The organism is Bacillus sp. SIMBA_074, assembly GCF_046534555.1.
Classification (GTDB): Bacteria; Bacillota; Bacilli; order Bacillales; family Bacillaceae_G; genus Bacillus_A; species Bacillus_A mycoides.
The window spans coordinates 1-387 of record NZ_JAWRYM010000158.1 but is presented as its reverse complement, the minus strand read 5'-3'; the positions used below and the strand labels follow the sequence as shown (position 1 = coordinate 387).

At 46.0% G+C, this 387-nt stretch carries 1 protein-coding gene; it reads right to left on the bottom strand.

The features are described 5' to 3' along the window. The coding region (locus tag SB773_RS30290) for an APC family permease (RefSeq protein WP_410593891.1) at nucleotides 1-374 on the bottom strand (374 nt) is incomplete at its 3' end. Between the last annotated feature and the right edge of the window lie 13 nt (nucleotides 375-387).

Sequence of the window (387 nt, the reverse complement as noted above, 5' to 3'; positions counted from 1 at the left end):
GGACACATACTGTAATCGATCATGATCAGCCAGCCTGTTACAAATCCTACATGTGGATTCAAACCACGCTGTACATAGGAATAGACAGAACCTGAAATGGGAAACTCCCTACTCATCGTATTGTAGCTCAGCGCGGTAAATACCATCGCAATGATCCCAATCATGTATACAAACGGAACCATCCCAAAGCTTGCACCTGCTACAAGTCCATACACCTCAATGGGCGCGATCGGCAGCATGGTGATTAAACCATAAATGATGAGGTCTTTTAATGTCAGTCCACGATGCAGCTCCTGCTTATACCCGAACTTCTCGGTATCGTGACCTGTTTCAGTGCTGCTCTGATTCAATTCTGCACTCGAAATACTTCCCATACGCCATTCCACC